The sequence below is a fragment of the Dellaglioa sp. CoH-55-MRSF-9 genome (assembly GCF_056782155.1).
Map to the genome: position 1 here is coordinate 285,024 of NZ_JBXAYG010000002.1, position 20,669 is coordinate 305,692.

The following is a 20,669-nucleotide window of genomic DNA, read 5'->3' on the forward strand; positions in this document are numbered from 1 at the left end:
CAACGCTTATGATTATACCTGTGATTAAAAACATTGTCAATGGTATATCCTTGACAGTATGTTAATTAATTTGTTTAGGTCTTCTAAAAAGATCCGATTTTTTATGACTAACTAGCCCATAAATAATTCCTGCTCGATAATCTAATTGGTAAAGTCCCTCTTTATCCTTTTTACTAATTTTTGTTATTATAGGATATGGCACTTCCTTTTTTAAATGATTAAGCAGCGTTTGACCTTTTTTTGAGAACCCTAAGACATGATAATAAGGCTGCTTATATTGTTTGTCAATTTCATTTTGCTTTATTTGTAACAAAATATAAGTTGCTAGTCTTGAGATTTTTGTATAAGTTACTCGTTTCGACTTAACGGCTTGGACCCAATCATCAAAATTAGCCTCGTCAGGCAACTTTTCGTACTGCTGCAACAAACGATACTCAATACCCTCAGACATGCCATAAATCGACGATAATTGACCTGGTGTTGATAGACTCAACTGATATCGAAGATATGGCCAAAAATCTGTCCAATCGGCCCATCTTTCATTTTCTGAATCAAGTCGAGTTTGATTAGGAACAACTTCTACAATCGATTCTTGATGTTGAACTGCTAATCTAATTGCTGTTGCACTTGTAATTTTTTGAGTATCAACAAATTTTGTTTCATGGTAATCAGCCTCTATACGTTGAATCGGACATAACTGGATTTCGGCTTTTTCGGCTATGCAGGCTTCAGCATAAGCTAAACCTAACAAATCATTAGGCCGATTAATTTGAACACCTGTTTTTTCAAAAACAGCTCGTTGATATTGTGTGGCATACGTTTCATTAAACTGATTAAACTCACTATCTAACGTTTGAATTTCAGTTGCGATAGTCATAAAATCCAAATCAGGATGTTCAGCACCAAAAACAAGTCTGGTTATCTTTAATCCGGCCAATAATTTAATGGCACCTTGAGCAAACAAATCAGCCGGTTGAACAGAAAATGCAACGGGTAACTCAACTATTAAATCAACACCAGATTGCAATGCTTGCTCCGTACGGCTCTCTTTATCAAGTGCAGCTGGAATACCTCTCTGTAAGAATTGTCCGCTCATAAGGGCAATAATCGTCGTATCAGGATACTTTTCTTTTATTTGATTAATCTGATACAAATGTCCGTTATGAAACGGATTATATTCAACAATAACCCCAGTCGTGTCCAAGTAACTCACTCCTATTTATCGCAGACAAAAAATAGTCTTGTTGTTTTATCATCAACTTGACTTGTGCCAAAATCAGCCGAAATTTTAATATTCTTAAATCCAGCATTTTTTAACAATTCAGTATACGTATTAACTGAATATGTTCGTTCATGATGGTCCTCAGTTAGACGTTCAAATTGACAGTTAGTATCATTTTTGACAAAAAAAGTTAATTCATGAACGACACTGTGTGGCTCTTCATCTTTAAATGTTGACCACAAAAAAGCTTGATCATCATCCTGATAGTTGTACATATAACCTGGATAAATCTCATCCGTTTGATAGGTTGAGATAACATCAAAAATGAATCGACCATTTTCTTGTAGTAATCCATGAATTGATTTAAAAACGTTTCCTACAGCATCAGCGTCAGGTAAATAACAAAATGAGTCAGCAAAACAAGTTACCGCATCAAATTGTGGTAACTCTGCCTCTTCCAAATTCATCATATCACCTTGTACTAAAGGCAAGGATACATTCGCATCCTGTGCGTGTTGGTCAGCAATTGATAACATTTCTTCAGATAAATCTAAACCAACGACTGAATAACCAGATTGCGTTAAAGCAATTGCTAATTGACCTGCACCACAAGCTAATTCAAGAATTTCAGTTTTCTTATCAGGAACTTGTGTTTCGACAAATGTTTGCCAAGAATCATATAAATCAGGATCCATTAATTGATCATACAATTTTGAAAAGGTGGTATAAATCATTATTCTTCAATCCATGCTGATAAATCTACAGATGCGCCTTCAGACCAGAATTTTTCAAGATCATAAAATTCACGTGATTCAGTTTTAAATACATGCACAATTAAATCTCCAAAATCTAATAAAACCCAACTAGTTGAATTACGTCCTTCAATACGACGGACTTCAACACCTGCTAGTTCTTCTTGATCTTGAATTTCTTTGACGATAGCCTTAACTTGGTGAGCTGAGTCAGCTTGTGTCACCATGAAATAATCAGCTAATAGACTAATTTCATGGACATCAATAGCCACCGTCTTTTCGCCACGTTTACTGTCAGCAGCCTTAACTGCGATTTCTAATTTTTCTATACTATTCATTATTACTCCTCTATTCTGCGACCCATTTATTAAAGGTCAAAATTGTTTTAGGATACACTCTTTTATTGGTATTAATTAAATAACTTAGTGTATGTTTTGTTTCAAATCCAACAGCTGCATCCAAACTTTCAAATGCTTTTTTTCGTGCTTCAAGAACGCCAGAGAACGTCCTACCTTCTTCGATGAAATCAGCGACGTAGACAATTTTATCCAACAAATCCATCTCAACATCGCCTGTCGTATGCTTCACAATTGATGTTAAAATTTTATCATCTGTAATACCTAATTCATCATGTATCAACTCTGCGCCAACAATTCCATGCCAGATAGCATTCCCCCAATTTAATAAATCAGGATCCATATGTTTTTGCTTAATTGTTCTGATAAAGGTGTCATCTGTCCGCTCCTTGGCATAATCATGAATAAGTCCAGCAATACTTGCTCTTTCAATATCACCATTATTATTTTGAGCAAGTTCAATTGCAGATTTTTCAACATTTAACACATGCTGAAATCTTTTTTCACTCAAAGTTTCCTTCAAAATCTGTACTAATTCTTCTCTAGTTCCACTAAAAAGATTATTAGAATAAACTAAATTATTCACGATACAACCCTTCTTTCTCAATATAATTTGAGACTGCCTTAGGTACTAAATAATTAATTGAACAGCCTTTTTTTATCTTATCTCGAATTTGTGTTGAACTAATATCAATTGTTGGTACATCAACCCAAAGTATAGGATACTGACTTGTTTGTTCAAATCCCGTTCGTTTAACTCCAACAAAATGTACTAATTTTACTAATTCATCAATACGAGACCATTTCGGTAAATAATCTACCATATCGCCGCCAATAATAAAATAGTAATCATTTTCCGGATGAGCTGCTTTTAAAGCAACCACAGTGTCATAGGTGTAGCTAATACCACCGCGATTAATTTCAGTATCTTCCAGCTTAAACTTATCGTTATCCGCGATACTTTGATTAACCATATCAAGGCGATACTTTGCATCAATTGCTTCCTTTTTATCCACATGTGGTGGTGTTGCATCCGGCATAAATCGAACTTCACTTAATCCTAATTGCTGACAAACTTGATCAGCAATTATTAAATGACCTAAGTGAGGCGGATTAAACGTACCCCCGAGAATTCCAACACGCTTTTTCGTATTATCAAGAATGGGTTTAGTCTTAAATTTCGTAACTAAATTAATTTCTTTTAATTTTTGGACTTGAATAGTCAAGCTAAAAACCTCCTCAAAATTTTAAATTAAGCGAGTAAATTAACTTTGTCAGAGATATCTCGATTTTCGACATCTGTTGCTGCTTGATAAAGCACTAATGTATGACCAATCACTTGAACAACTTGAATTGAACTATTAGATTCAATAAAAATACGAACTTCATTTGTATCAATTGTTGCATTTTGTAGCATGTTAATTTTGATTAATTCGCGTTTTTCAATTGCTTCGCGAATTTGGTTTAACCAGTTAGTAGACACGCCTTCTTTTCCAACTTGGAAAAGTGGACGTAAATGATGTGCCTGACTGCGTAGATATCTTTTTTGTTTGCCTCTTAATGTCATATGTTAGTTAACTCCTCTTATATCATTGCTTTACGTAAAAGAACCGAAACACCTTTTGGTGCCCAGCCAGCGACTTTAGCACCCTCATTAATGGTTACCCATCCAAGTCCGGCAAAAACTAAATCACTTTTTTGTGTTGCTTTAAATTCAAAACGAACTAATTCTGGGAAGTCGTTCATTTCATCATCTGTTGGTGGATTTAATAAACCACCAGCATGTTTCTCATAAAATTCACTTGCAGTCTCAGTTTTTGTTCTATGAATCATTAAATCATTATCAAGATAAACGACAACACCAGGAGTTCCCCCTGAAATGTAATCAAATCTTGCAACAGCCCCAAAGAATAATGTTTGGTTTTCATTTAACTGATAGACGCGTTGTTTAATTTCTTTTTGAGGAGAAACTAATCTTAGCGCCTTACCTGATAGATAATGAGCCATCTGGTCTTGATGAATAATACCTGGTGTATCAATTAAAGCTCGATCATCGTCCAATGGAATTTCAATCTTATCAAGCGTAGTTCCTGGGAATCTTGAAGTTGTAATCAGGTCTTGGACACCTGTTCTTTGTTTAATGATTTGATTAATCAATGTTGATTTACCAACATTAGTTACTCCAACAACGTACACATCACGGCCTTCACGATACTTTTCAATTAATTCTAATAATTCATCAATCGCAAAGTTTTTTGTTGCACTTGTCAATGCAACATCAATTGGTCGTAATCCTTGTAAATTAGCTTGTTGTCTCATCCAATCCTTTAACTTCGAACGTCTCAATGACTTAGGCAATAAATCAGCTTTATTTCCAACCATTAAAACAGGATTATCACCCACAAATCGATGTAATCCAGGAATTAGACTACCATTAAAATCAAAAATATCAATAACGTTGACGATTAATGCATCAGCACTACCAATTTGATTCAATAATTTTAGGAAATCATCATCAGTTAACTTAACGTCAGCAATTTCATTGTAATGTCGTAGTCTAAAACATCTTTGGCAATATAGTTCATTTGTTTCAAGTCCTTTTTTTACTGCGGATTTAGGTGTATAGCCTAATTCATCTACTTCTTCACTTTGAATTTTTGAGCCACAGCCAATACAAAAAAGATCTTCGTCAATTTCTGGTACTTCAATTATGTCAGTCATCCAATGAATTCCCCCATTTAGTTTTAAAATCGTGTTTTTTAATTAAGTGATTTTTAATTCTTTTTTCAATGAAACGATTAGGTTTTGTATTCCAAGCGTCTGATTCAACAAGTGGTTTAACCAATATACTTTTAATGCCCGCATTATTCGCAGCAGCAATATCAGTCATCAATTGATCACCTATTAAAACTAAATCTTGATTATTCATCTTAAATTCATTTTTAACTTGGTTAATTCCTTTTGTAAATGGTTTTAGAGCTCTGGAAACAAATGGTAATCCAATATGTTCCAGTGCCTTTTCAATACGTTCGTGACTATTGTTAGATACAACAATCACTGGAATTGAAGCCGCAGCTATAAGCTCTAACCAATTCTTCAATTCTGGGGTTCCGTTTGGGTTATCCCATGCAATTAATGTATTGTCTAAATCAGTCATAACAACTTTAATTCCATGATTTTGTAAATCCTCTGGTGTTAAATCATAAATTGATTCAACCATCCAAGTTGGTTTATATCTCTCAAGCATGTTAGCTACCTCAATTTTAGAATAATAATCTAAGTATAATGTACTTTCAACAAAATTGCATGTTTTCCATGAAAACAAATGAAATTAATTTTATTTTCTCATTTTAAAATAATAGAAACGAGTTATTTCAATTTTATATTGCTCTTTTTAAGATTATATTTTGTCTTATTAGTTACATAGACCATAATCATTGATATCACATAAAATTTTTTTGATTTCACTAAAAATAACATACTTAACTTATTTACAGAAATTTTATTAAAAAAAGAGGATACTTGACAATTGGTCAAGTATCCTCTTAAAAGTTATTATTTACTTAATGCTTTTTTAGCTTCTTCTGCAACAGCAGCAAATGCTGCTGAATCTTTAACAGCTAATTCAGCTAACATTTTACGGTTAACTTCAATTTCAGCTAATTTCAAGCCATGCATCATCTTGCTGTAACTTAAACCATTCATACGTGCTGCAGCGTTAATACGTGCAATCCATAGACGACGGAAGTTACGTTTTGTTTGATGGCGATCACGGAATGAATATTGGTACGATTTCATTACTTGTTGTTTAGCTACCTTAAATTGGATATGTTTTGATCCACGGTAACCTTTTGCTAATTTAAGCATTCTTTTGCGACGTTGACGTGTAACGGTTCCACCTTTAACTCGTGGCATGAAAATTCCTCCTTATTGAGCCATTTAAAAATGGCATCAATTGTCTAATTTATATTTATTATTTCATTTGTGAAAGCATTTGTTTGATACGCTTGTTATCTGATGCTGACACTGTAGTTGATTTGCTTAATTGACGACGTTGTTTCTTAGTTTTACCATGCATACGATGACTTGTATATGCTTTAGAGCGTTTTAAGCCACCATTTCCTGTACGTTTAAAACGTTTTGCTGATGCACGATGAGTCTTTTGTTTTGGCATAATCTAATATCCTCCTAATATAGCTTTACTTTTCAGCCTTAGGTGCAAGCATCATGAACATACTACGTCCATCCATCTTCGCTCTTGATTCAACTGATGCAACTTCTTTAGCTGCGTCAGCGAAGCGATTCAAGACATCACGTCCGATTTCTTTATGCGTAATTGCACGGCCTTTAAATCTAATTGATACTTTAACCTTATCACCTTTTGCAAGGAATTTTGAGGCATTTTTCAATTTTGTATTGAAATCGTTAATATCAATCGTTGGACTAAGTCTAACTTCTTTAACATTAACAATCTTTTGGTTTTTACGGGCTTCTCTTTGTTTCTTTTGTAATTCGAAACGGTACTTCCCGTAATCCATAATCTTAGCAACAGGTGGTTTTGAGTTAGCGGCAACAACAACAACATCTAAATTAGCAATTTCTGCCATATCTAGTGCTTCTTGTTTCGTTTTAACACCAAGTTGTTCGCCATCATCACCGATCAAACGAAGTTCCGATGCGCGGATACCTTCATTGACCATTTTGTCTACTTTATCAACTGCTATGGCAATGCACCTCCAAATTTTTTTGAGAAAAAACACAGAAAAACGGGCAACAATAATAAATTATCGCAGCCCGCTTGAAATCCATTTTAATTGGAATTTAATTTCAATAATATTCTGCCCAGAGACTCTTTGTCTCTTCAGGCGAGAAGCGGGAGCCTCTGCTTTTTCTTAACTTTTATATCATACCAACTTGAAGACTCATTGTCAAGCAAATTAAAATGAGTCTTTTTTATGCTTTACGACTATAGTTGGCAATTTCTTTTGTAATGTTGTTAATAAAATCTTCTTTTGTAAAGATATTTGAATCATCTTCACCATGTCGACGAACAGAAACTGTATTTTCAGCTACTTCATTATCACCGACAACTAAAATATAAGGTACTTTAGTAACTTGCGCTTGACGCATCTTATAACCCATCTTTTCGTTACGTTCATCAACCGTTACTCGTACACCACGAGCAACTAAGTTAGCACGTAAATCATGCGCATAATCGGCATGAAGATCGTTTTTAACAGGAATAATTGTTACCTGTTTAGGAGCCAACCAAGTTGGGAATGCTCCTTTGTACATTTCTGTTAAGTAAGCTGTAAAACGTTCCATCGTTGAAACAAGTCCACGATGAATCATAACAGGACGGTGTTCTTCACCATCATCACCGATGTATGATAATTCAAATTTTTCAGGCATCATGAAATCTAATTGAATTGTTGATAACGTTTCATCATTTCCTAACGCTGTTTTTGTTTGAACATCTAATTTAGGACCGTAAAATGCTGCTTCTCCTTCAGCTTCGTAGTAATCTAAGCCTAAATCATCCATAGCACCTTTTAACATACTTTGTGATTTTGTCCACATTTCATTATCATCAAAGTATTTCTCTGTGTTAGCTGGATCACGATAGCTCAAACGGAATGAATAGTCAGCAATCCCAAAGTCATCATAAACTTCCATCATTAAACGAAGGACGCTTTTAAATTCTTCTTGAATTTGATCAGGAGCAACGAAAGTATGACCATCATTTAATGTCATTTCACGTACACGTTGTAAACCAGAAAGTGCACCTGATTTTTCATAACGATGCATCATTCCTAATTCAGCAATTCTGATAGGAAGATCACGATATGAACGAATATGATGCTTGTAAACTTGAATATGTGAAGGACAGTTCATTGGACGTAACTCTAACTCTTCGCCATCACCCATGTCCATTGGTGGGAACATGTCTTCGCGATAATGGTCCCAATGACCAGAAGTTTTATATAAATCCAAGTTGGCTAAGATTGGTGTGTAAACATGATCATAACCATTTGAAACTTCCTTATCAACAATGTAGCGTTCAATCGTACGACGAATTGTAGCACCATTAGGTAACCAGTATGGTAATCCTGCACCAACTTTTGGATCTACAAAGAATAAATCTAAGTCATTACCAATTACTCGATGATCGCGTTCACGTGCTTCTTGACGACGAACTAATTCAGCATCTAAATCTTTTTGTTTAAAGAACGCTGTACCATAAACACGTTGTAACATCGGATTACTTGATTTACCTTGCCAATATGCACCAGCAACTGATAATAATTGGAAAATTTTAACATCAGCAGTTGAGCGTAATTGTGCGCCATCGCTTAAGTTAACGAATTCACCTTGTTTGTAAATTTCAACTTGTCCATTTTCATCAGTAGCTTCAACTACTAATTCAGCACGATATGGGTCACCAGCAAATAATTCAAGAGCTTCAGCTTTTGAAACTAATTGACGTTCAATTTTCAAATTTTCTTTAACAATTGATTTCATCTTATCTTGAATTTTCTTCAAATCATCAACGCTAACTTGTGTTTCACCATTATCTGTATCAAAATAGAAACCATTTTCAATATCAGAACTCATACCAAATTTCATACCTGGGTATAATTGTTGTAACGCATTAGCTAAAACTTGAGCAGCTGTATGCCATAAAACGATTAATCCGTCTGCAGATTCTTTAGTAACAATTTCGATAGCGCCGTCTGCCTCTAATGGACGAAGATAATCAACCAAAACACCATTGAATTTACCGGCAATTGATTTTTTAGCTAAACTAGGACTAATTGACTTTGCAACGTCTTCAGTCGTAATACCTGAATCAAACTCTTTAACTGCGCCATCTGGAAATGTAATATTTATTTTTGACATGTTAACTTCCTCCATTGTTTTAATATTTTTTGATACAAAAAAAGTCCCTAATACACAAATAAAATCGTGTATTAGGGACGTCGATTAACGTGGTTCCACCCAAATTCAAAGTTTTGCCGAAACAAAACTTTCTCCATAGATTTTAACGGATCCAATCCGACCTGATAAAAATCAGGCAACATTATGGAAGTGGTCATCACTTATTCTCTGCCAGAAAAGCTTTCAGCTATGCTTTCCCTCCCTGCGGACATAAAAAAAGAATGTAATCTTCCGTATCAATTTAATAACTATTTAACCATTTTTAGTGAAATTTAGCAACTATTATTCTTATTTAGGTCGACGATTTTTTCCAACAATCTTAACTTCTTTTGCTAAAAAGTGAATTCGTTCCATAATTCTTTTTGCCTTAAGAGGCTCGTCTTCACCCTTTTGACTAATACGTAAATGCTCATCTTCTAGTTGTTTCATCGAAAAATTAGAACTAAAGAAAGTTGGTAATTCTTCTTGCATGCGATATTGTAAAATAACACCTAAAATATCATCACGAACCCAACTAGACATTGCATCGGCACCAATATCATCAATCATTAAAATTTCAGATTTTTTAACAGCATTTAGCATGTCATAAACACGATTATCACTAATAGCATTTTTAATTTCAACTGCAAAACTAGGGAAATGCATTAAAGTCGTTTGGTATCCTCGACTTGCTAATTCATTGGCCATAGCACCTAAAAGATATGTTTTACCAACGCCAAAGCTACCATAAAAATACATTGCTTGGTGATAAGATTTAGGACTATCAACAAATGTTGTTATAAATTTTAAACTCTGGCTAAGTGCATCCCCACGTTCATCCATATCAAAGCCATTCATAGTCGCGTTTTTGATATCTTTAGACATACTCATTGATTTAACTCGCTTAGCTAATGCTCTACTTTTTTGAGCCTCGATAAAAGAATCTGTTGGTACATAGGAAACATCAATCATATGATTATTCAAAACCAATTGTGGCTTATAACCTGGTGCTATCATTCCTTTACCAAGAATAATTTTATTTTTTTCAGATAAGAATTCATACAATTTTGCATCAGCGCGTCGAATACTATCCTCTGTTAATTCAGCTTTATTTCTATCTAAAAAAGCGATGACATCTGAATCTTCATAAACTTTTCTCATTAAATCACGATAATTAACATTAGGATATCTTTCACTCAGGTTGTCCTTTTCAAGAAATTTTTTGATTTCTGTCCCTAAATCTTCCATCATTTTCCTCCTTTGGGTGCTGTTTTATTAAATTCAGCAAGTTGTCTTTTTAGTTCATCCTTATCAACTTTTACATCCACTTTTGGTGCTTGATAGTCATCTTTAGCCCAATCAGGCAATGTCTCTTTTTTAATTATTTTTCTTTGTCGTTGGTTTGACGCCTTAGTTTCAGTCTTTTTATTGTTAAATTGTCGAACCTGATTAATGGCTTCTTCAGGTGTCTTCACTTTTTGCTGTGACCAATCATTAGCCATAGTATCGACAAACGATTTATTAAGTGTTGATAAATCACGGTCAATCAAAATGTAATGAATCAGAATATTAATGACTGAATTAGAAAATATCTGTCGTTGAATAAGTTGCTGTAACAGATATGCTTCACTGTCAGTGACATATCCACCCTTGCTTTCTTTTAACGATTTCAAAAAATCAAAAGGTTTATAGGCTTCACTCGCAAGAATTAACTGCGAATCCTCTTCAGAAAAACCAACTTTTTTTAGCGTTTCAACAGATTTCATATTAACCTTTTTATTATCACTACTTGTTAAATCTTCTTGTTTTTTCAGTTTAATTTGTTGATTATATTTGTGAGCAATATGTTGCTTGAATGAATTATAATCAACTTCATTTGTTGATAAGTCAGCTGAATCTCCAATAAATTGGGCCATTTCGATTTCATCAATACCATACAAGAGATGCTCTGAAATAATTAAATCCCGCTGTTCATTGATATTATCCAAAGAAACGAAACTCTTTTCCAGTAGTTCAATAAAAAATTTAAAATCAAATGACTCAATACTACCTGACTCAACTAACTTTTTCGGTATCTTCTTGTCCGTTGAAAAAACTTTTTTACTTTCAGAAATAATATCAGGTTTATTAGACAAATGATCTTGATTAACTTGGAAAACATCTAAGAAACTTTTAGATGTTTCTTTGAAGCCATCTAATTTTAAAATTGGTAACGCAAATCGAGTGGTAATTTCTTTGTACCTACCATCACCAATCGATTCCCAGAGTAAAGTGCTTAGTAAATCATCTGTAAAAAAATCAGTTGCTTGCAAAGGTCGACGCAATTGATAGACAACAACTTTTCCTATTGCATCCTCTTTTTCAAAGCTCTTCAAAAGCCCTAAAGCTTCAAGGGCACTTCTTGCTTCATAAAACATTGCTATGTCAATATTTAGTAATGCAAGTAATTCACTATGCATCTTTCGATTAGATAATTGTGGATTTTGACCTGCCTCACCTTTCAATAGAGCAAATAGACCACTCGCAATCACACCCATAACAGGTTGATACAAGTAGTCTAGTCGTTCAATATCATCATTTGTAACTTTTTCATCCATTAAAACGACATAACCGTCTTTCGGACTCATATTTCCGCATATATCAATCATTGATTATCATTCCTTCAAATCCGGTTTATCTGTAGGTGTTTTATCACGAGCCATCATTTCATTTAATTCTTTTAAGAAAACACTCATATCTTTAAATTGGCGATAAACACTAGCAAATCTAATGTACGCAATTTCATCTACATCAGCCAATAATCCCATAACATATTCACCAATTAGTTGGCTAGAAATTTCATTTTCACCTAATGCTCTAACATTATTTTCCACTTGATCCACAAGATGAGTGATAGCTTTCATTGAAACTGGTCTTTTCTCAGCAGAACTGATAATACCTTTAAGAATCTTTTCACGATTAAATTCTTCACGTGTTCCATTTTTTTTAATAACAAGTAGTGGTGTAGCTTCAACTCGTTCAAATGTTGTGAATCTAAATTCACAATTTTCACATTCACGACGTCGTCTGATAACGCGACCTTCATCTGTTGGTCGACTGTCAACGACTCGAGAGCCATTATGTTGGCAATGTGGACATTTCATTGTGACACCTCATTATTTTTTATTTACATTATTTAACCATTAATTTGATTACTAAGCCAGTTTAGCACTTGAACCCTTGTAACGGCAACCGTTGTTGAATTATCTATTACAAAATCTGCTAAATCTTTTTTCTTTTGAATGGGCCATTGTGCTTTAACCCTTAACATCGCCTCATCTAAAGACAATTCATCCCGCTTCATTAAACGTTCTAATTGTGCTGTTTCAGGTACATAGATAACCATTACTGCATCACAAAGTAATTGGTAGTTTTGCTCAAATAATAAAGGCATATCCAAAATAATTAACTGGCTACCTAATTTTTTTTGGACTTCTATTTGTGACAAGATTTCTTTTCTAATAGCAGGAACCATAATGCCGTTCAATTTTTTTAACTCTGTTGCATCATTAAAAACTAGCTGACCTAACTCTTTTCGATTCAAATTCCCGGTTAATGATAAATATTTTTCACCAAATGTTTGAATGATTATTTTTAATGTTACAGATTCTGGTTCAACAGCTTGTCTCGCAATAACGTCTGCATCAATAACTGTGATATTTTCTTCTCTAAAAATACGACTAACTGTTGATTTACCTGTTGCTATGCCACCAGTTAGTCCAAGAATATAAGTCATTTTTAAACTTCCTTTAACGGTTGGCAATGTGGACAGTAGTGTGTCCCTCGTTGTGCCACTTTTATTTTAACAATAGGCGCTCCGCATCTAGGACATGGTTTTCCTGTTTGACCATAGACATTCAAATCAAATTGGAACAAACCCGTCTCACCAAACGCACCCGTATAGGATCTAATTGTTGTTCCACCAGCTTGTACCGCAGTGGCTAGCTCAAGAATAATATTTTTACGTAATATAGCTAATTTCCTATCAGAAATTAAATTTGCTGGCTGTTCCGGATTAATTTTACTCATCCATAAAACTTCATCAACATAAATATTTCCAAGACCAGCAACCGCTTCTTGATTTAATAACACAGGCTTGATTGCCATATGCTTACGAGATAAATATTTTTTGAAATAACTGAGCTTAAAATCATCTTCTGTCGGTTCTGGTCCTAGCTTCTTAAGTCCCGAAAGTTCACGTTCTCGACCTGTGGGGATTAGTTGCATGCGTCCAAACTTACGAACATCATTGTATCTTAAATCTTGCCCATCAGTTAAATGAAATATGACGTGGGAATGTTTTTCAATTGGTTCATCTGATCCACGGACAAAATATTTGCCTTCCATTCTTAAATGAGAAACCATTGTCATTTTACTATCAAAACGAAAAAGTAAGTATTTACCCAGTCTATCGATTGATTCAATCTTTCTACCTTCTAATTCACGCTTAAAATCTAGTACATCCCCAGATACAATTTTAGGCCATAAAACATCAATTGATTTAATTGTCTTACCTATAACTAATTGACTAAGACCTCTTCGAACCGTTTCAACTTCTGGTAATTCTGGCATATAATTACCCCCAACCACTTTTTATTTAGTATCAAACCAACTATCACCAAACGCACTCTCAACTTTTAAAGGAACCTCTAAAGAAACAGCAGCGTCCATAACTTCAGGAACTTTCTTTTGCAAGATAGCAATTTCTTCTTCAGGTGCTTCAAAAATTAATTCATCATGTACTTGTAATAACATTTTGGCTTGTAAATGTTCTTCTTCTAACATTTTGTTCATATTAATCATCGCTACTTTAATAATATCCGCAGCACTACCTTGAATTGGGGTATTCATTGCAGTTCTTTCAGCAAAAGAACGTAAATTAAAGTTTCGACTGTTAATATCTGGTAAATAACGACGACGATGGAATAATGTTTCAACATAGCCCTTATCTTTAGCTTCACGCACAACGCTTTCCATGTAGTTCTTAACGCCTGTAAATTCATTTAAATAAGTATCAATAAATGTTTGTGCTTGTTTTCTAGTAATCCCAATATTTTGTGACAATCCATAATCACTAATACCATAAACAATCCCAAAATTGACTGCCTTAGCTGTTCGACGCATATTTGACGTCACGTCATCTGGCGATTCTAAACTAAAAATTTTCATTGCTGTATTAGCATGGATATCGATTCCTTCTTTAAAAGCTTCTTGCATATTAGCATCATGCGCAATATGGGCCAAAACACGCAACTCAATTTGTGAATAGTCAGATGAGAATATTTTCCATCCCTTATGTTCAGGTATAAATGCTTGTCTAATTTTCTTACCTTCAGGAACGCGGACCGGAATATTTTGTAGATTAGGATCTACAGATGATAATCGGCCTGTCGCTGTCAGTGTTTGTAGGTATCTTGTATGAACTTTCTTATCTTCATGTCTAACTTTTAATAATCCTTCAACATACGTTGATTGAATTTTTGCAATTTGTCGATATTTTAAAATTAAATCTGCAATTGGAGCTATTGTACTAAGTTGTTCTAAAACATCAACTGCAGTTGAGTAACCTGTTTTAGTTTTTTTAACAACAGGTAATTTTAATTTTTCAAATAAAATAACGCCTAATTGTTTTGGTGAATTAATATTAAATTCTTCACCAGCTTCACTATAAATTTTAGTTTCCATATCACTTAAAATAGTTGAAAATTCCTTTTTCATAATCTTCAATCTATCGGCATCCACATTAATGCCTTGAATTTCCATCTTGGCTAATACAAGTGAAAGAGGAAGTTCCATATCCGTGTACAAATCCATTTGCTCATGATCAACTAATCCGGCCATTAATGGTTCTTTCAAAAGATTTAAGGCGTCAACTTTCGATGCCATATGACTAAAGAAAATATCATCATCTTCTGGAATTGCACGTTTAACGCCTTTACCATATACCTCTTCATCAGACTTAACGTCATAGTAATCATGTTTCTGTGCAACTTTACTAAGATCATTACTATTATCACTTGTATCTAACAAATATGAAGCCAACAAAAGATCGAATTCAGTTCCTGCAAGTTGAATGTCCAATCGGTTCAATGCTACATAATTACGTTTAAAATTAAATACATTCTTTTTAATTTTATCATTTGAAAGAATTGAAACTAAAGTTTTAGATTTTAACAAATCAACATCTCGTGTTACGAAAAATTGATTGCCATCACCTATCGCAAATCCATCAAAATCTGCTGTATGATAATTATCTTCCAACATCTCTAAATAAAAAGAAATTGGTTGTGATAATTTAGATAATTCATCTAAATTATCACTAGTTAATACTTTATAATCTGTCTTTTTAGGTTCTGGAAATAAATTCATTTCTACACTATCTGATGCTGAATTTAAATTTAATTGACTTAAAAATTTTTTAAAATCCATTTTTTCATAGAAAGCAACTAACTTATCTAAGTCTTTTCCATCCCATTTTGTATCAGGAAAATCGATTGTGATAGGTGCATCTTGTCGAATTCTGGCTAAATCTTTGCTCATAAATGCTTGATCTTTATCTTCAATTAAATGCTCTTTCATTTTACTTTTCTTTAATTGATCAATATTTTCGTAAAGATTCTCCATTGAGTCATATTCTGTTAATAATTTAATTGCAGTCTTCTCACCAACTTTAGTAACACCGGGATAATTATCTGACGTATCGCCAACTAATCCCTTCATATCAATAATTTGCAATGGTGTTAATCCAAATTTTTCCATTACATGCTCTGGTGTAAATTTTTCGATTTCACTAACGCCTTTTTTTGTGACAGAAACTGTTACTTTATCGGTTGTTAATTGTGTTAAATCTCGATCTCCAGTCACAATAGTCACATTATATCCAGCTTCTTCACCTTTTTTTGCCATTGTGCCTATAATGTCATCTGCTTCAAAATCAATTAATTCGTAAGTTTTAATGCCGTATCCTGCTAGTAATTCTCTAAAATATGGCATTTGTTCTTTTAGTTCTGGCGGTGTTTTTGATCTACCGGCCTTGTAATTATCATATTTTTTAGTTCTAAATGTTGTCTTTCCTGCATCAAATGCAACTAATACATGTGTCGGTTTTTCGGTATCTAATATGACATTCAACATATTATTAAACCCATATAATGCATTTGTATGTAACCCAGCTTGGTTTGTAAATCTATCTACAGATTGGTACAATGCAAAAAATGCACGATAGGCAATACTGTTTCCATCAATCAATAGTAGTTTCTCATTAGTATTAGTCATTTAATATCCGTCTCCTTTGAAAATCTCTATCTCTATTTTACCAAACATCAGCCGTGATTAATAATGAATACGCTAATAACTCAATAAAGTAATAAAAACCCCCAAGTTATAAATCCTTAACTTGGAGGTTTAACCTTCTTATTTATGAATTACTAATCTCTACCACCGTAACCAAAGATTTGTAAGAATGAAATGAATAAATTAATAAAATCAAGATATAACATTAGTGCACCTGTCATAGCTAAGTTAGAAACTGAAACATTGCTATCTCGTTGTAAAAATACTTGTCTTAATTTTTGTGTGTCCCACGCTGTTAAAATGGTGAAAATAATCACAGCGATATATGAGAATACGTAATTAATAAGTTCACTTTGTAAGAATAAATTTACAAATGAAGCAACAATTAGTCCAACCAAAGCTGCTAATGCCTGTGTGCCTAATTTAGTTAAATCTCGTTTAGTAACATTTCCTAAAATGGTCATCGTAACGAATACAGCCGAACTTGCGGCAAATGCAGCAATGATATTCCCGACTGAATACATTGATATAATCAACGACAACGTTACGCCCTCAAGTACAGAATACCCCATCAATAAAGCAAATGTTACAAATGGTGCCCTTGATGCCTTTACGTTAATATTTAAGACAACCACCAATTGGACAATAAATAATGCCCAAATTGACCATGAATGTTCTGCCATAAAGCCATAAACTAATTTTTGAAATACTGTCAATGTTAAAAATGCTGTGACAGCTGAAACGCCAACTGCAAGCGCCATATACCCATATAATTTTGCTAAAAAATGATTTAATCCATCTTTTTCATTAATAATAACGCTATTTTGATTATCCATCTTATTTTCCTCCTTGTTAATTAAGAAATCATGTTTAAAATATTGTGATTAATACACTAAAACCTATTACAACTAATTTAATAAAATGAAATAAGTTAGAGCAATACTACTTATTTTAATCAGAATACAACATGACTTTTAACCTCATACAGCATTAACCTTTTTAAAGGATAACCCCTTGTATGTATAAGGACAAGTGTACCAAATCATGTAAAATTATCAAGAATTTTCACTTTTCGTAAAAAAAAATTAAGTAATAAAAAAGAAATGATTCGAAAATCATTTCTTTTTCAGCAACTAATTATTTTTAAAACTTAAATTACTCAATAATTCTTCATATGCATATTCATATTTTTGGACATCTCCAGCGCCCATAAAAATAACAACTGCATTATTGTAATCAAGTAATGGCGAAAGATTATCAAGTTTGATAATCTCGCCACCCTTAACAATCTTTGCACCAAGATCTTCACTAGAAACATTACCTGATGTTTCACGAGCAGAACTGAAAATATCCGTTAAATAAACCTTATCGGCAAGATTCAAACTAATTGCAAAATCATCCATCAACGCAATAGTTCTACTAAACGTATGTGGTTGGAAGACCGCAATTAATTCTTTATCAGGATATTTTTGACGAGCAGCATCAATTGTTGCTTTAATTTCTGATGGATGATGTGCGTAATCATCAATAATTGTCATATCACCAATATACTTTTCGCTAAACCGGCGTTTAACCCCTTTAAAACTTAATAATTCACTTGCAATTTCTTCTAAATCAACTTTTTCAAAATACGAAACAGCAATAACGGCCAAACTATTTAAGATATTATGTTCACCAAAAATTGGAATTTGGTAATGACCTAATGATGTATCGTGATAATAAACATCGAATTCAGAACCTTTAGTTGTTCGTTTTATATCACGAGCTTGGAAATCATCAGAATCCTTTGTACCATAATAATAAATTGGAACATCAGCTTTTATTTTACGGAGTAAAGGATCATCTCCCCAAGCAAATATTCCTTTTTTGGTTTGTTTTGCAACTGTTTCAAATGAATCAAAAACGTCATCAATACCAGTAAAATAATCTGGATGATCAAAATCAATATTAGTCATAATTGAATAATCTGGGTGATAGGCAACAAAATGTCGACGGTATTCATCTGCTTCATAAACAAAGAATCTTGCATCAGGTTTTCCTTTACCAGTACCATCCCCAATTAAGTAACTCGTTGGTGCAATACCACTTAAGACATGTGCAAGCAATCCTGTTGTACTTGTTTTACCATGAGAGCCGGCAACACCAATACTTGTGTAACCTTCCATTAATCGACTTAACATTTCAGGATAACTGACAATATCTAATCCCATTTCACGTGCCTTTTTAAGTTCAGGATGATCCGCTGTAAATGCATTTCCCGCAATTACAGTCAAACCTTCATGGATATTTTTTTCATCAAATGAATAAACCTTAATATTAGCTAATTCTAATCCACGTTGTGTGAATGTATATTGGTCAATATCAGAGCCTTCAACCTTAAATCCTTGATCGTGTAAAATTAATGCTAAAGAACTCATCCCTGAGCCTTTTATTCCTACAAAATAATATACTTTTTGGTTATTCATCATTATCCCCTTTTCTGACATTATTCATTCATAATTTTACCATAAAATGAGTTAATATTCAGTTTGTCGTTAAAATTCTTCTCTCATCCGTCTGAGTTCATCTTCATTTAAATACACATCTCGAGGTTTCGACCCCTTAGCATGTGAGATATGTTGCTGATTTTCAAGTTCGTCAATAATATTGGCAGCTCTATTATACCCAATTGAAAAGACGCGCTGTAATTTAGAAGTTGAAATGGTTTGTTCGTGCGCAATAAAATCTAAAATACCTGGCAATAAATCATCTTGTTGTTCATTTTGATCTGCCATTTTTTTCAGTCCATCTGGATTAAATGCATATCTTGGCTTTCCTTGAGTTCTAACAAAATCTGTAATTAAATCTACTTCATCTTCTATATACGTTCCTTGTAACCTAACAGCCTGACTTGATCCATTACCTAGATAGAGCATATCGCCTCGTCCAAGTAATTTTTCAGCACCGGCCGTATCCAAGATAGTTCTCGAGTCAATTTGACTAGAAACCATAAATGCAATTCGAGTTGGAATATTATTTTTAATTGTACCCGTAACAACATCAACACTTGGTCGTTGTGTAGCCAGAATTAAATGAATTCCTGCTGCTCTAGCTTTTTGTGTAATTCTTGCAATATATTCTTGAACTTCATTTGAAGCAACCATCATTAAATCAGCTAATTCATCAATAATAATTAAAATATACGGCATCTTTAGGCCAAAATCGCCATTAGCTTCTGCTTTTTGATTAAAGTTACCAATATTTTTAGCTCCAGCTGCAGCTAATTTTTGATAGCGTTCTTCCATTTCATCAACAGCCCATTTCAAAGCTGCCGAAGCTGCTTTTGCATCTGATATAACAGGTGCTAATAAATGAGGAATATCATGATATGGCGCTAATTCGACAGCTTTAGGATCAATCAATAACAATTTAACTTCGTTTGGTGTTGCCTTATATAAAATAGAAACTAATAAACTATTGATAAAAACTGACTTACCAGACCCTGTAGCACCAGCAATTAATCCATGCGGCATTTTTTGTAAGTTAGTTACTTGTGCTTCACCAAATAAATCGACACCTAACGCCACCGTCAATGGTGATTTATTTTCTATAAACACTGGAGATCTCAATACTTCCGAGAGAAGGACTGGTCTTGATTTTAAATTAGGTATTTCAATTCCAACACTACTACGTCCAGGAATTGGCGCCTCTACACGGATATCTTTTGCAGCAAGCGCTAGTTTCAAGTCATCAACAAGGTTGGTAATCTTACTTACCTTAACACCAGCAGCTAATGATACTTCAAATTGGGTCACCGTTGGCCCAACTGTCCAGCCATCAACTTCTGCATTAACATGGAATGCTTCCAATGTATTATTTAATACATCAATTTGAGAAAGTACCCAATCATCTAATTCACCAGCATTTTCTAAAATAGGATCTGGTAATAAATCAAGTGATGGAAATTGATAACTTGCATCTGACCTTTTGACTTCTTCATCTGACTGATTATCATAATAGCTATCTTGTACTTCTTGTACTTCTTGTACTTCTTGTACTTCTTGTACTTCTTGTACTTCTTGTACTTCTTGTACTTCTTGTACTTCTTGT

General features: G+C 33.7%; 21 protein-coding genes and 1 other annotated feature. All 21 genes read right to left on the reverse strand.

Annotated features, from left to right (window positions below; translation table 11 throughout):
* Positions 1 to 61: 61 nt before the first annotated feature.
* Positions 62 to 1,204, reverse strand: a complete 1,143-nt coding sequence (locus AC1RPV_RS03230) for a nucleotidyltransferase (RefSeq protein ID WP_481762405.1) — start codon at positions 1,202 to 1,204, stop codon at positions 62 to 64.
* Between the two features lie 11 nt (positions 1,205 to 1,215).
* On the reverse strand, positions 1,216 to 1,956 hold the full coding sequence (locus AC1RPV_RS03235; protein WP_481761207.1) for a class I SAM-dependent methyltransferase: 741 nt from the start codon (positions 1,954 to 1,956) through the stop codon (positions 1,216 to 1,218).
* Positions 1,956 to 2,312 (reverse strand): ribosome silencing factor, encoded by a 357-nt coding sequence (rsfS, locus tag AC1RPV_RS03240; RefSeq protein WP_481761206.1) that lies wholly within the window; start codon positions 2,310 to 2,312, stop codon positions 1,956 to 1,958. Before rsfS ends, AC1RPV_RS03235 begins: the two co-directional genes overlap by 1 nt.
* Positions 2,313 to 2,322: 10 nt before the next feature.
* The gene (gene yqeK, locus AC1RPV_RS03245; protein WP_481761205.1) at positions 2,323 to 2,916 is read right to left on the reverse strand and encodes a bis(5'-nucleosyl)-tetraphosphatase (symmetrical) YqeK; all 594 of its coding nucleotides are present in this window, start codon (positions 2,914 to 2,916) and stop codon (positions 2,323 to 2,325) included.
* Positions 2,909 to 3,556 carry a nicotinate-nucleotide adenylyltransferase gene (locus AC1RPV_RS03250; protein WP_481761204.1) on the reverse strand — a complete coding sequence of 216 codons (648 nt, stop codon included), beginning with the start codon at positions 3,554 to 3,556 and terminating at the stop codon, positions 2,909 to 2,911. Before AC1RPV_RS03250 ends, yqeK begins: the two co-directional genes overlap by 8 nt.
* Positions 3,557 to 3,582: 26 nt before the next feature.
* Positions 3,583 to 3,897, reverse strand: coding sequence for a ribosome assembly RNA-binding protein YhbY (gene yhbY / locus AC1RPV_RS03255; RefSeq protein WP_409022685.1), 315 nt, complete (start codon positions 3,895 to 3,897; stop codon positions 3,583 to 3,585).
* A gap of 17 nt (positions 3,898 to 3,914) precedes the next feature.
* Entirely contained in the window at positions 3,915 to 5,051 is a 1,137-nt protein-coding gene (gene yqeH / locus AC1RPV_RS03260; RefSeq protein ID WP_481761203.1) for a ribosome biogenesis GTPase YqeH, read from the reverse strand.
* Positions 5,044 to 5,577: a YqeG family HAD IIIA-type phosphatase gene (locus tag AC1RPV_RS03265; protein WP_409022687.1), complete on the reverse strand. Its 534-nt coding sequence runs from the start codon at positions 5,575 to 5,577 to the stop codon at positions 5,044 to 5,046. Before AC1RPV_RS03265 ends, yqeH begins: the two co-directional genes overlap by 8 nt.
* Positions 5,578 to 5,885: 308 nt before the next feature.
* The gene (rplT, locus tag AC1RPV_RS03270) at positions 5,886 to 6,245 is read right to left on the reverse strand and encodes a 50S ribosomal protein L20 (protein WP_409022688.1); all 360 of its coding nucleotides are present in this window, start codon (positions 6,243 to 6,245) and stop codon (positions 5,886 to 5,888) included.
* Between the two features lie 58 nt (positions 6,246 to 6,303).
* Positions 6,304 to 6,504 carry a 50S ribosomal protein L35 gene (rpmI, locus tag AC1RPV_RS03275; protein ID WP_057973380.1) on the reverse strand — a complete coding sequence of 67 codons (201 nt, stop codon included), beginning with the start codon at positions 6,502 to 6,504 and terminating at the stop codon, positions 6,304 to 6,306.
* A 25-nt stretch (positions 6,505 to 6,529) separates the two neighbouring features.
* Entirely contained in the window at positions 6,530 to 7,030 is a 501-nt protein-coding gene (infC, locus tag AC1RPV_RS03280) for a translation initiation factor IF-3 (protein ID WP_409022689.1), read from the reverse strand.
* Between the two features lie 56 nt (positions 7,031 to 7,086).
* Positions 7,087 to 7,224: a sequence feature (ribosomal protein L20 leader region), on the reverse strand.
* 59 nt (positions 7,225 to 7,283) lie between these two features.
* Positions 7,284 to 9,230 (reverse strand): threonine--tRNA ligase, encoded by a 1,947-nt coding sequence (gene thrS / locus AC1RPV_RS03285; RefSeq protein WP_481761202.1) that lies wholly within the window; start codon positions 9,228 to 9,230, stop codon positions 7,284 to 7,286.
* Between the two features lie 327 nt (positions 9,231 to 9,557).
* Positions 9,558 to 10,496, reverse strand: a complete 939-nt coding sequence (dnaI, locus tag AC1RPV_RS03290; protein ID WP_409022691.1) for a primosomal protein DnaI — start codon at positions 10,494 to 10,496, stop codon at positions 9,558 to 9,560.
* Positions 10,496 to 11,896, reverse strand: a complete 1,401-nt coding sequence (locus AC1RPV_RS03295) for a replication initiation and membrane attachment family protein (protein ID WP_481762173.1) — start codon at positions 11,894 to 11,896, stop codon at positions 10,496 to 10,498. The genes dnaI and AC1RPV_RS03295 overlap by 1 nt, the downstream gene beginning before the upstream one ends.
* A gap of 6 nt (positions 11,897 to 11,902) precedes the next feature.
* Positions 11,903 to 12,391 (reverse strand): transcriptional regulator NrdR, encoded by a 489-nt coding sequence (gene nrdR, locus AC1RPV_RS03300; protein WP_409022693.1) that lies wholly within the window; start codon positions 12,389 to 12,391, stop codon positions 11,903 to 11,905.
* A gap of 32 nt (positions 12,392 to 12,423) precedes the next feature.
* On the reverse strand, positions 12,424 to 13,023 hold the full coding sequence (coaE, locus tag AC1RPV_RS03305; RefSeq protein WP_481761200.1) for a dephospho-CoA kinase: 600 nt from the start codon (positions 13,021 to 13,023) through the stop codon (positions 12,424 to 12,426).
* A gap of 2 nt (positions 13,024 to 13,025) precedes the next feature.
* Positions 13,026 to 13,859 (reverse strand): DNA-formamidopyrimidine glycosylase, encoded by an 834-nt coding sequence (gene mutM / locus AC1RPV_RS03310; RefSeq protein WP_481761199.1) that lies wholly within the window; start codon positions 13,857 to 13,859, stop codon positions 13,026 to 13,028.
* A gap of 21 nt (positions 13,860 to 13,880) precedes the next feature.
* A complete protein-coding gene (gene polA / locus AC1RPV_RS03315) occupies positions 13,881 to 16,562 on the reverse strand; it encodes a DNA polymerase I (RefSeq protein WP_481761198.1) in 2,682 nt (893 codons plus the stop codon).
* 152 nt (positions 16,563 to 16,714) lie between these two features.
* Positions 16,715 to 17,416 (reverse strand): Bax inhibitor-1/YccA family protein, encoded by a 702-nt coding sequence (locus tag AC1RPV_RS03320; RefSeq protein ID WP_481761197.1) that lies wholly within the window; start codon positions 17,414 to 17,416, stop codon positions 16,715 to 16,717.
* A gap of 297 nt (positions 17,417 to 17,713) precedes the next feature.
* Positions 17,714 to 19,045 (reverse strand): UDP-N-acetylmuramate--L-alanine ligase, encoded by a 1,332-nt coding sequence (gene murC, locus AC1RPV_RS03325; protein WP_481761401.1) that lies wholly within the window; start codon positions 19,043 to 19,045, stop codon positions 17,714 to 17,716.
* Positions 19,046 to 19,114: 69 nt separating this feature from the next.
* A partial coding sequence (locus AC1RPV_RS03330) for a DNA translocase FtsK (protein ID WP_481761196.1) occupies positions 19,115 to 20,669 on the reverse strand: 1,555 nt, incomplete at its 5' end.

Excerpts from the sequence above, each read along its gene's own strand:
- rplT (WP_409022688.1), bottom strand. The coding sequence starts at position 6,245 with ATGCCACGAGTTAAAGGTGGAACCGTTACACGTCAACGTCGCAAAAGA.
- AC1RPV_RS03235 (WP_481761207.1), bottom strand. The coding sequence starts at position 1,956 with ATGATTTATACCACCTTTTCAAAATTGTATGATCAATTAATGGATCCT.
- coaE (WP_481761200.1), bottom strand. The coding sequence starts at position 13,023 with ATGACTTATATTCTTGGACTAACTGGTGGCATAGCAACAGGTAAATCA.
- mutM (WP_481761199.1), bottom strand. The coding sequence starts at position 13,859 with ATGCCAGAATTACCAGAAGTTGAAACGGTTCGAAGAGGTCTTAGTCAA.
- AC1RPV_RS03320 (WP_481761197.1), bottom strand. The coding sequence starts at position 17,416 with ATGGATAATCAAAATAGCGTTATTATTAATGAAAAAGATGGATTAAAT.
- AC1RPV_RS03295 (WP_481762173.1), bottom strand. The coding sequence starts at position 11,896 with ATGATTGATATATGCGGAAATATGAGTCCGAAAGACGGTTATGTCGTT.
- AC1RPV_RS03265 (WP_409022687.1), bottom strand. The coding sequence starts at position 5,577 with ATGCTTGAGAGATATAAACCAACTTGGATGGTTGAATCAATTTATGAT.
- infC (WP_409022689.1), bottom strand. The coding sequence starts at position 7,030 with ATGGTCAATGAAGGTATCCGCGCATCGGAACTTCGTTTGATCGGTGAT.
- dnaI (WP_409022691.1), bottom strand. The coding sequence starts at position 10,496 with ATGGAAGATTTAGGGACAGAAATCAAAAAATTTCTTGAAAAGGACAAC.
- murC (WP_481761401.1), bottom strand. The coding sequence starts at position 19,045 with ATGAATAACCAAAAAGTATATTATTTTGTAGGAATAAAAGGCTCAGGG.
- yqeH (WP_481761203.1), bottom strand. The coding sequence starts at position 5,051 with ATGACTGACATAATTGAAGTACCAGAAATTGACGAAGATCTTTTTTGT.
- polA (WP_481761198.1), bottom strand. The coding sequence starts at position 16,562 with ATGACTAATACTAATGAGAAACTACTATTGATTGATGGAAACAGTATT.
- rpmI (WP_057973380.1), bottom strand. The coding sequence starts at position 6,504 with ATGCCAAAACAAAAGACTCATCGTGCATCAGCAAAACGTTTTAAACGT.
- yhbY (WP_409022685.1), bottom strand. The coding sequence starts at position 3,897 with ATGACATTAAGAGGCAAACAAAAAAGATATCTACGCAGTCAGGCACAT.
- rsfS (WP_481761206.1), bottom strand. The coding sequence starts at position 2,312 with ATGAATAGTATAGAAAAATTAGAAATCGCAGTTAAGGCTGCTGACAGT.
- nrdR (WP_409022693.1), bottom strand. The coding sequence starts at position 12,391 with ATGAAATGTCCACATTGCCAACATAATGGCTCTCGAGTCGTTGACAGT.
- thrS (WP_481761202.1), bottom strand. The coding sequence starts at position 9,230 with ATGTCAAAAATAAATATTACATTTCCAGATGGCGCAGTTAAAGAGTTT.